This window comes from Burkholderia sp. Ac-20345 (assembly GCF_017104825.1).
In the GTDB taxonomy this organism is placed as follows: Bacteria; Pseudomonadota; Gammaproteobacteria; order Burkholderiales; family Burkholderiaceae; genus Burkholderia; species Burkholderia lata_B.
This window is the reverse complement of record NZ_JAAGPO010000093.1, coordinates 1-10,218: the sequence shown is the minus strand read 5'-3', so window position 1 is coordinate 10,218 and position 10,218 is coordinate 1. Positions and strand designations below refer to the sequence as shown.

Genomic DNA, 10,218 nt, shown 5'->3' with positions numbered 1-10,218 from the left:
TATCGGATTTCGTTTGACTGGCAGCGCTTTCTAACGGCCGGGAAATGCGGTTGGACCGCAAACGTCAGGGTTGCCGATATCGAGGAAGTTGGTGCTCGAGTTGCTTAGGAAGTTCGCAGAGATGGCGGTTCGAAGGCTCGACGGCACTATGTCGAAACCATTGCCACGGATGACCGATGCATAGCTGGCGTTTGTGTAGTGGTAGTTCAGGAAGTCGTGAACTGCCAACGTCACTGCCGCGCTGGCGTAGCACTGGCTCAGGATGATCTGGCTCGTTCCGGAGACCGGATAACCGTCAGCGGGGTTGGCGAGAGCAGCATAAGCCGAACCGGAAACCGGAACCCACTGGGTCGGATCGCCAGCAGAATAGTTCGACGGGGGGGCTATCGTACCGATCGCCGTCGTCGCGTTTGCGTACGTCGGTGCGTAGTACGCACTGATCGACGAGTTGTACAGGCTGGCGATCGGAAGCTGCAAGACACCGGACGACGTTACGATCGAACTCGATGGTGCCAAATACGTATTTGCATAGGCCGGGCTCAGATATGCGACGGCCGCCGCGCCCATCGACCACAGCGATGCAAGTGACGTTCGAATACCACCATCGCCTGACGCTGCGATGAAGTTGGATGGCACGCCTGCGGGGAAGGCTGTCATATTTGCGAATGTCAGAGAATCGACAAACGTGACACCGGTCTTCGTGTTTTCCGTCGTGCAGACGGCAGACAGGTGGCGGGTCAGCAGTTCGGTCGTGCCGCTGCCGTCCCGGCGATACACGACCGTGATTGGTATGCTGGACGTCGTGTAGGCCATGCCCATTTCCGGATTGATCACTTGATTCCAGTTGGTCAGCTTCCCCGAGAAGATGCCGCACAGATCATTGTCGTTCAGCGCAATGCTGTGCGCCTGCCCCGGCGTCGTTTGCGGGGTGACGGAGCTCGTCACGGCCGGGCCGTTGACGACCGGCACCGTGATGGCCGTCACGACGTACGGGATCTGGATCAGCGGGCCGTCGGTGGTGCCGCGTCCCGTGTTGTTGTATGCAGTGACCTGAGCAGTCGTGAGTGCGGCGTCGCTATTCGCGAAGTGAACTGTGCCCGTGACACCCGCGCCGAAGAACGTCGGCAGGTTGTTCAGGAACGCGATCTGGCCGGCGCCCGAGCCGACCGAGTAGTACGTGAACGTGCCTTCGGACGTGCCGAACAGGCCGATTTCACTCGCTGCGTTCGCGGTGCTGCCGAGCAATGGCGCGACGAGCGACGAACCACCGCCCTGAATGATCGGGCCCGCAGCGAAGGCGTGTTCTGCGCTCATACCCGAAACGACGAGAGTCAGAGCCTGACAGATTTTTCGTTGAATGGAATTCATAGAGGGTTTTCACGATGCCGACGGATGTTCGCGCAACCTTCGGGGCGTGACGTACGTCAGGTCCCAGCGTGAAGGTGTCGTGCATGGTCGGCGTGTTGAAACAAAAAAACCGCCTCGATCACTCGAGGCGGTTCATCAGGACTTTGATTCAGAAGCGATTCAGCTTACCGGCCGGCAAAGCCGCTCCCACCGCACACGCCCGAATCGTTGATGTCGAGGAAGTTGCCGCTCGAGTTGCTCAGGAAGTTCGACGAAATCGCGGTCTGGAATCCCGACGGCACGGTGTCGAAGCCGTTGCCATGGACGACCGACGCGTAGCTGGCGTTCGTGTAGTGGTTGTTCAGGAAGTCATGAACAGCCGTACCAGCTGCGGCGTTGGAGTAGCACTGGCTCAGGATGATCTGGCTCGTGCCCGAGACCGGATAACCGGATGCCGGGTTGGCCAAGGCCGTGTAAGCCGTACCCGAAACCGGAACCCACTTGGTCGGATCGGCAGCATCGTTGCCAGCCGGGGCGGCAATCGTACCGATCGCCGTCGTCGCGTTCGCATACGTCGGTGCGTAGTAGGCGTTGGCTGTCGTGTTGTACAGGCTGGCGATCGGCAGTTGCAGTGCGCCCGACGACGTCACGACCGAGCTTTGCGACGCAAGGAACGTGTTCGTGTAGTCCGGGCTCAGGTACGCGACCGCGGCCGTGCCGGCCGACGACAGCGACGTGAGCGAACCGCGGACGCCGCCGCTGCCTGAAGCGCCGATGAAGTTCGACGGTACGCCGGTCGGGAAGGCAGTCGCGTTCGCGAACGTCAGCGAATCGATGAACGTCACGCCAGCCTTCGTATTGGCCGTCGTACAAACGGCAGCCAGATGGCGCGTCAGCAGTTCGGAGGTGCCGCTGCTATCCGAACGATACACGACCTTGATCGGCTTGCTGGTCGTCGAGTAGGCCGAGCCAGTTTCCGGATTGATCACCACGTTCCAGTCGGTGAGTTTGCCCGAGAAGATGCCGCACAGGTCATTGTCGTTCAGCGCAATGCTGTGCGCCTGGCCCGGCGTCGTTTGCGGCGTGACCGAGCTCGTCACGGCCGGTGCGTTGACGACCGGAACCGTAATAGCCGTCACGATGTACGGGATCTGGATCAGCGGGCCGTTCGTGGTGCCGAGGCCCGTGTTGTTGTACGCCGTGACTTGAGCCGTCGTCAGCGCGGCATCGCTGTTGGCGAAGTGAACCGTGCCCGTGACACCCGCGCCGAAGAACGTCGGCTGGTTGTTCAGGAACGCGTTCTGGCCGGCGCCCGAGCCGACCGAGTAGTACGTGAACGTGCCTTCGGACGTGCCGAACAGGCCGATTTCGCTGTTGGCGTTGCTGACCGAGCCGATCGTCGGCGCGACGAGCGACGAACCACCACCTTGAATCAGCGGGCCTGCGGCCATCGCGAGGGATGCGCCCATGCCCGAAACGACGAGAGCGAGGACTTGACAGATCTTGCGCTTGCTGGATTTCATGAGAAATTTCCTTGGACGAAGATAAACGGGAAGCCTGCTGATGCGGTTGAATTGCCGTGTAGACCGCCGGGTAAATGTAGGGGGAAATCCGTATGACGCGTGTGAATTTTTAATAACGAATGGTACGTAACATTTTTGGCGAGTTTGCCAATGCGTTATCCGGATTGGATGGCGATAAATCAGGATCGATTCGCGGGATGACCGATTCCCAGATGTTGGGAACGTGATGGCGTACCGTGGCGACAGGCATGCGCTGCAGGCGTGTTGGCGCACACGTCAGCGCTATCGCAACATCAAGTCAGTTTCGTGGCGGATGCTACGGAACATTTCTTCCATAGACGAATACGACATGCGGTTGAGATATTTATGAAATTTATTGAATGGGGTAATTTAAAAAATCAGATCGTGTGAGTTTTATCGTTAATGATTGAATAATTGGTGTCGCCGATCCGAATGAAATCGTTTATCCAATATAAGAACAACGACCAAAAGTAATAAAGCCCGCCAAACCCAAAAAGGTAGCCCAACATCCGTCACAAATCTGCGCCGGTTCACTCCGTAGTCTTCCCCGGCGACTCTGTCCGACTCGTTGCACGACGTCGTCGAGAAAAGTCGCACACGTGACACGAGGGCACAGACATGTCGGCATTTCGTTACGAAGCGATCGATCCCACCGGCCGCACGCTGAAAGGCGTGCTCGAAGCCGACAGCGCGCGCGCGGGCCGTAGCCATCTGCGCACGCAGGGTCTTACGCCGCTCGTGGTCGAACTCGCCGCGCAACGCCTGCACGGCGAACGTCATCAGCGCCTGTCGCTCGGCCGCAAGCTGTCGCAGCGCGAGCAGGCGATCATCACGCGCCAGCTCGCGAGCCTGCTGGTCGCGGGGCTGCCGCTCGACGAATCGCTGTCGGTGCTGAGCGAGCAGGCCGAGCGCGAATACGTGCGCGAACTGATGGCGTCGATCCGTGCGGAAGTCGTCGGCGGCCATTCGTTCGCGAATGCATTGAGCCAGCACCCGCGCGATTTTCCCGAGATCTACCGTGCACTCGTTGCCGCCGGCGAGCACACCGGCAAGCTCGGCATCGTGCTGTCGCGTCTCGCGGACTACATCGAGCAAAGCAATGCGTTGAAGCAGAAGATCCTGCTCGCGTTCACGTATCCGGGCATCGTCACGCTGATCGCGTTCGGCATCGTCACGTTCCTGCTGAGCTACGTGGTGCCGCAGGTGGCCAACGTGTTCACCAGCACGAAGCAGCAGTTGCCGACGCTGACGGTCGTGATGATGGCGTTGTCCGATTTCGTGCGGCACTGGTGGTGGGCGTCGCTGCTCGCAACGATTGCGATCGTCTTCGCGATCCGCAAGGTGCTGTCGCAGGACGGGCCGCGGCTGAAGTTCGACCACTGGCTGCTGTCCGCGCCGCTCGCCGGCAAGCTCGTGCGCGGCTACAACACGGTGCGTTTCGCGAGCACGCTCGGCATCCTGACCGCGGCCGGCGTGCCGATCCTGCGCGCGTTGCAGGCGGCCGGCGAGACGCTGTCGAACCGCGCGATGAGCGCGAACGTCGACGATGCGATCGTGCGTGTGCGCGAAGGCTCGGCGCTGTCGCGCGCGCTGGCCCATACGAAAACTTTTCCGCCGGTGCTCGTGCACCTGATCCGCTCGGGCGAGGCGACTGGCGACGTGACGACGATGCTCGATCGCGCGTCCGAAGGCGAATCGCGCGAACTGGAGCGCCGCACGATGTTCCTGACGAGCCTGCTCGAACCGTTGCTGATCCTCGCGATGGGCGGTGTGGTGCTCGTGATCGTGCTGGCGGTGATGATGCCGATCATCGAGCTGAACAACATGGTGCAGTGATGCGCGGCTGCTCAGCGCACGAACGCGTTGGCCTTCTGCACGGCGGGCAGCGCGATCTCGCGTTGCAGGCCGTTGCGGTCGACGACGATCGAGCGTGCGCGCACTTCAGCGAGCTTCGCGGCGTCGCCGATCGCCGCACCGATCCGCACGACGCGCGCCGCTTCGCCGCCGATGCTGACGATCGCGGCCGCTCGGCGCGCGTCGAATGCGAGCACGCCGAGCAACTGGATCGTATTGCGGTTGTCGTCGGGTTTGGCGCCGAATAGTTGCGCGCTGGCCGTGACGTCGAACGGTGCGGGCGGTGCGGGTTGGGCAGGGGGCGGCGCATCGGGCGCGTTCAGTGCGCGCGCGGCCCACAGTGAAACGGCAACGAGCACCGCGCCGGCTGTAATCGTTGCGACGAGCGCTAACGGATCGATGCGGGACGGAATGGTGCGAAGCAGGGCGAGCGGTTTCATGGCAGCGATTGGGTTCGATGAGTTCGATGAACAGTGAACGGTTTCCATTCTTTGACGCAAGGGTGAATGCATGATGACGCGCCACGAAGAAGTCCGAACGTTGCAAGCCGGCCGGCCGCATGACAGTGCGCGTCGTCGCATGCAACGCGGCTTCACGTTGATCGAGATCATGGTGGTCGTCGCGATCCTCGGGATTCTCGCGGCGCTGATCGTGCCGAAGATCATGAGCCGTCCCGACGAGGCGCGGCGCATCGCCGCGAAGCAGGACATCGGCACGATGATGCAGTCGCTGAACCTGTATCGACTCGACAACGGGCGCTATCCGTCGCAGGAGCAGGGGCTTACCGCGCTGGTCCAGAAGCCGACTAACGATCCGGTGCCGAACAACTGGAAGGACGGCGGTTATCTGGAGCGCTTGCCCAAGGATCCGTGGGGCAACGCGTATCAATACCTGAACCCGGGCGCGCACGGCGCGATCGACGTGTTTAGTTACGGAGCGGACGGCAAACCAGGCGGCGAGGGCAACGATGCGGACATCGGCTCGTGGCAGTAACGGCATGACGCTCGCACGCGTCAAGCAACGGCGTCCGCTCGCGTCACGCCGTGCGGCAGGCTTCACGCTGCTGGAGATGCTCGTCGTGCTCGTGATCGTCGGGCTGCTGGTCGCGGTCGTGACGCTCGCGCCGTCGCGCAATCGCCGCACGGATCTCGCCGAGGAAGCGCAGCGGCTCGCGAACCTGCTCGAATCCGCCGGCGACGAAGCGCAGGTGCGCTCGATGCCGATCGCGTGGCAAGCGGTGGGCGGCGGCTATCGCTTCGTGCAGCGCACGGAAAGCGGCGCGTGGGCGCCGATGACGGACGACATGTATCGCGCGCGCCGCTGGGGCGCGGAGGTGACGGGCGTATCGGTGCGTTACACCGGCGGTGGTGAAACGCCATCGCGTATCGTGCTCGGCAGCGAAAGCATCGACGTGCCGGTGACGATCACGCTGTGGTCCGGCGATGTGCGGATGGCCGTCGTCGGCACAGGTATCGGCAACTTCGTCGTGCGCCGGCCATGAGCGGCGCACGGCGCGTCCGGGAGACACGATGTCGAGCCTGATCGTGCTGTTGCCGTCGATCGGCACGTTCGATGCGGCGGGGTGGGAAGCTATCGAGATGCCGTACGCGCTGTTCGACCGGCGTGGGCAATTCGTGCGGGCGGGGCGCACGTGCCGCGAAGCGTGGCCGAAGGCAGCATCGACCGTGCTCGTACTCGCTGCACGCGATACGCTGCTCGTCGACGTGAACCTGCCGCCCGTGAAGGGCACGAAGCTGCGCCGCGTGCTGCCGCATGCGGTCGAAGAGTATCTGATCGGCGATGCGCAGCAGAGTCATGTCGCCGTCGGCCCGACTGCAAACGGCAATGCAACGCGGCCCGTGGCGGTCGTCGCTCGTGAGCGGTTCGGCGAAGTGATCCGCTGGTTCAACGAGGTCGGCCATCGGCGCGTGCGCGCGGTGCCGTTGATTCATTGCATGACGACGACGGTGTACGGTGAGCCAGCGGATGGCGGCGAGCAGGACAACGTGCTGCCCGAGTCCGCGAGGTCACCCACATCGCGAACGTGTCCATTACCGAACGGCGACGAGGACGGCGAAGCGACAGTGCTCATGCGCAGCGAGGCCGATGTGCTGATCGCCAGTCCGCCCGCATTGAGCGAAGGGGATACCGGACGTTGTGAAACCGAGGTGCTGATCATATGTCCACCCGCATCGAGCGAAGCGGATGCCGATGCCGATACCAATGCGCGTGGCAACCCGCTCCGACTCGAACTGGCCGTCAAGCGCGGATCGTCGGGGTTTGGCTTTGAAACGCGTGCGTCGGCGCTGGATGCGACGATTGCCGAGTTGTCGAAACACGATTCCGTGCGGGTACACGCGCTGGTTGTCGAGGGGCGCGACGATGTCGAAGGCGGCTCCACAGTTGCATCGGATCTCCGCGCACGCATGTCCGGGCCTTCCGCATTCCCGTTGGCCGCACGCACGCTGCGGTGGGACACACTCGCGCGTGGTGCGCTCGACTGCAAGTTCGACCTCTGCCAGTTCGAATTCGCCCGCAGCACCTCGCGCACCGATAGCGGAGGATGGCGTCGCTGGCGCATACCTGCCGGCCTGGCGATCGTTTCAGCCATCGTCGCGATCACGACGATCAACGTGCAGTGGTTCCAGCTACGCCACCGCCAGGATGCGTTGAATGCAGAACTGACGGCCCGCGTGAAAGCCGCGCTCCCTGAAACGAAGGTCCTGCTCGACCCGCCGCTGCAAATGCGAACCGGGCTCGAACGCCTGCGCGCGGCTGCCGGCGAGTTGCATGCAAGCGATTACCTGGTGCTGTCGGCGTCGCTGTCGCGTGCGCTGGGCCCGATCCCGTCCGATGCGATCGCGACCCTCGACTATCGCGACGGGTCGCTGGCGGTCGCCTTCCGTCCCGGCACCGCCGTCGACGGCGACGGATTCCGCCAGCGCCTTCAGGCACAGGGCGTGACGGCCAACGAGGAGGATGCGAAGTGGATGCTCGGCTCCACGCGGCCCGCGCCGCGCTGACGCAGTGGCTCGACGGCCGTTCGCCGCGCGAGCGCGCGCTGCTGGCTGCTGGCGGCGCCGTGTTGTCCGCGGCGCTGATCTACAACGTGATGTGGGACCCCGCGTACACGGGCCGCGCACGCATTGCGGCCAACCTGCCCGCATTGCAGCAACAGGTAGCCGAAGCCGGCGGGCAACTCGCGGAAGCACGGCGCCTGCGCGCAGCCGCCGCGATCCGGCCGCCGGCCGGTGCCGCGCTGCGGGACGCACTCGCTGCGTCGCTCGCGCAGGCCGGCATCGCGAAGGCGCAGGTCGCGGTGCTCGGCGAAGGCATCCAGGTGGACGCGAAGGGCATCTCGTTCGCCGCATGGATGGACTGGCTCGACCGCATGCGCCACACGCACCACGTGCGGGTCGTGAGCGCGCACGCGAGCGCCGACGGCAAGCCCGGCGTGACGACGGTTTCGGCGTTGCTGCAACCGCAAACGGCCCGTTGAATGCGAACCGAATGAACGTAGCGAAAGTATTGAATCGCATTGCTGCACGCTTCACCTGACTGTCATAGTGCCCGCTCACAATCTGACGTTCGTTTGCTGCGGAACCGCTCACGGGGGGGCGCGTTTCGCCGGCAACGTGCAACTCCACTTCCGTCCAGGGATTCATGACTCGTTCACGGGCGCCGTCTGGTGTCCTGGCGCTCGTTGCGTGGCTGGCGTTCGTCGTGCCGTGCATGCACGGCATACATGCGCAGGAGACCGGTTCCATCGTCCGCCAGCCGGGCAGCACGGTGCGTTTCGATCTGCCCGCGCAGCCGCTCGCGAAGACCTTGCAGGACTTCGCGCGGCTCACCGAGCTGATCGTGCTGGCGCCGGCGCCGCTGCTCGACGGGCGCACGAGTGCGCCGGTCCAGGGTGAATTCACGCCGCGCGACGCGCTCGAGCGGATGCTGGCCGGAACGGGGTTGCGTGCGGAATTCTCGCGCCCGGACGAAGCGATCATCGTCGCGCAGCCGGGCGCCGAGCAGGTGCCCGCGACGGCCGACACGCCGGCGGATGCGGCCTTGCCGATCGACGGGATCGGCGATTCCGGCGATCGGCGCGCGTTCGCGGGCCTGCTGCAGGCGCATCTGATCGATGTGCTCTGCGCGCAGCCGGGAGCCGTGCCGGGCAGCTATCGACTCGTCGCGCAGGTGCGCATCGACAACAGGGGGGCGGTGGTGGCGGTCAACATGGTGGCATCGAGCGGTTCGGCCGCCCGCGACGCGGCGGTGATGCGCGCGCTGCGCGCATTGAAGCTGGACGACGCGCCGCCGGCGGACTTGCCGCAGCCGGTCACGATCCTGCTGCGGCCGGCCGGCAACGGCGTGCATTTCCGCTGTCCGGCGCCGCAGCCGGCCGTCCGGGGCTAGGCCGCGATGACCGACAGCAACCGCACCGGGCTCAGGAAGCTGCTGGCGACGCGCTACGCGTACCTCGTCAGGCGCCTCGAGCGCGTGACCGGATCGAAGGACGGCGCCGCCGACGCGTTGCACGAAACCTGGCTGCGCCTCGAGAACGCGAACGTCTCCACCCAGGTGACGAACGCGGACGCCTATATACTCGGGATGGCGAACAATGTCGCGATCGACCAGCATCGGCGCGAGCGCCGGCATCTGCACGACGACGATGTCGAGACGCTGCTCGAGATGCCCGACGAACTGGCCGATCCCGAGCGCATCGTCGCGGCGCGCCGCAAGGTCGAGACACTGAAGGACGTGCTGCGCGGCCTGCCGCCGCGGCGCCGCGCGATCCTGCTGGCCGCCCGCGTGGACGGCCTGCTGAATCGCGAGATCGCCGAGCATTTCGGCATTTCGCTGCGGCTCGTCGAAAGCGAGCTGAGCGCGGCAATGAAGTACTGCCTGCAGCGCATGCAGGAAGACGGTGATCCGTACACGGGCACGCGAGGCGGCCCGCGTAAATTTTGAGCATCAGGACGATGACGAAAGCCCAGGCCGAACCTGCTCACGACGAACTCGACGAAGCGAGTGCGTGGCTGCTGCGTCTGCGCTCGGGAGACGCGAGCCAGGCCGAAGCCGATGCGTTCGAGCGCTGGTGCGCCGATCGTCCGCAAGCCGCCGATCTGCTGCGCGATACCTGGAGCGCGCTGCGCACGGCGGCGACCGAACTCTCACACGAGGAACGCGCGGCCGCTGCCTGGGCAAACGTTGCAAAGCGCGAGCGCACGATGCGCACCGGGCGGCGCGCGTTCATCGGCTTCGCGGTGGCGGCGGGCGGATCGTGGCTCGCGTTGCGCCCGCCGATGCAGCTGTGGCCGTCGCTCGGCGATCTCGCGGCCGATTACCACACGGGCACCGGCGAGCAGCGCAGCGTCGCGCTGTCGTCGCGCGTGACGGTGGAACTGAATACGCAGACGCGCCTCGACGTGCTGGCCGCGAGCGATGCCGCGCGCGGTGTCGAAGTCGTCGCCGGCGG

At 64.6% G+C, this 10,218-nt stretch carries 11 protein-coding genes; 8 read left to right on the top strand and 3 right to left on the bottom strand.

Features of this window, described 5'->3' with window-relative positions; all coding sequences use genetic code 11:
• Positions 1-30: 30 nt before the first annotated feature.
• A complete protein-coding gene (locus G3O06_RS28035) occupies positions 31-1,368 on the bottom strand; it encodes a substrate-binding domain-containing protein (RefSeq protein WP_205818168.1) in 1,338 nt (445 codons plus the stop codon).
• A 164-nt stretch (positions 1,369-1,532) separates the two neighbouring features.
• Positions 1,533-2,870: a substrate-binding domain-containing protein gene (locus tag G3O06_RS28030; protein WP_205818167.1), complete on the bottom strand. Its 1,338-nt coding sequence runs from the start codon at positions 2,868-2,870 to the stop codon at positions 1,533-1,535.
• A gap of 639 nt (positions 2,871-3,509) precedes the next feature.
• Here G3O06_RS28030 and gspF point away from each other — a divergent pair.
• Positions 3,510-4,727 carry a type II secretion system inner membrane protein GspF gene (gene gspF, locus G3O06_RS28025; RefSeq protein ID WP_174911573.1) on the top strand — a complete coding sequence of 406 codons (1,218 nt, stop codon included), beginning with the start codon at positions 3,510-3,512 and terminating at the stop codon, positions 4,725-4,727.
• A gap of 11 nt (positions 4,728-4,738) precedes the next feature.
• Here the strand turns inward: gspF and G3O06_RS28020 are convergent, their stop codons facing one another.
• Positions 4,739-5,185 carry a type II secretion system protein N gene (locus tag G3O06_RS28020; protein ID WP_174997861.1) on the bottom strand — a complete coding sequence of 149 codons (447 nt, stop codon included), beginning with the start codon at positions 5,183-5,185 and terminating at the stop codon, positions 4,739-4,741.
• A gap of 139 nt (positions 5,186-5,324) precedes the next feature.
• On the opposite strand from G3O06_RS28020, the gene gspG reads away from it, so the two are divergent.
• From gspG to G3O06_RS27985, 7 genes are all read left to right on the top strand, one after another.
• A complete protein-coding gene (gene gspG, locus G3O06_RS28015; protein WP_174911567.1) occupies positions 5,325-5,738 on the top strand; it encodes a type II secretion system major pseudopilin GspG in 414 nt (137 codons plus the stop codon).
• A 4-nt stretch (positions 5,739-5,742) separates the two neighbouring features.
• Positions 5,743-6,246, top strand: a complete 504-nt coding sequence (locus G3O06_RS28010; protein ID WP_241020276.1) for a GspH/FimT family pseudopilin — start codon at positions 5,743-5,745, stop codon at positions 6,244-6,246.
• A gap of 28 nt (positions 6,247-6,274) precedes the next feature.
• Entirely contained in the window at positions 6,275-7,768 is a 1,494-nt protein-coding gene (gspL, locus tag G3O06_RS28005) for a type II secretion system protein GspL (protein ID WP_205818165.1), read from the top strand.
• On the top strand, positions 7,732-8,244 hold the full coding sequence (locus G3O06_RS28000) for a type II secretion system protein M (RefSeq protein WP_205818164.1): 513 nt from the start codon (positions 7,732-7,734) through the stop codon (positions 8,242-8,244). Before gspL ends, G3O06_RS28000 begins: the two co-directional genes overlap by 37 nt.
• A 164-nt stretch (positions 8,245-8,408) precedes the next feature.
• Entirely contained in the window at positions 8,409-9,155 is a 747-nt protein-coding gene (locus G3O06_RS27995) for a secretin and TonB N-terminal domain-containing protein (protein ID WP_205818163.1), read from the top strand.
• 6 nt (positions 9,156-9,161) lie between these two features.
• Positions 9,162-9,710, top strand: coding sequence for an RNA polymerase sigma factor (locus G3O06_RS27990; RefSeq protein ID WP_043177401.1), 549 nt, complete (start codon positions 9,162-9,164; stop codon positions 9,708-9,710).
• Between the two features lie 11 nt (positions 9,711-9,721).
• Positions 9,722-10,218: DUF4880 domain-containing protein (locus tag G3O06_RS27985; RefSeq protein WP_205818162.1), on the top strand; the 497-nt coding region annotated here is incomplete at its 3' end.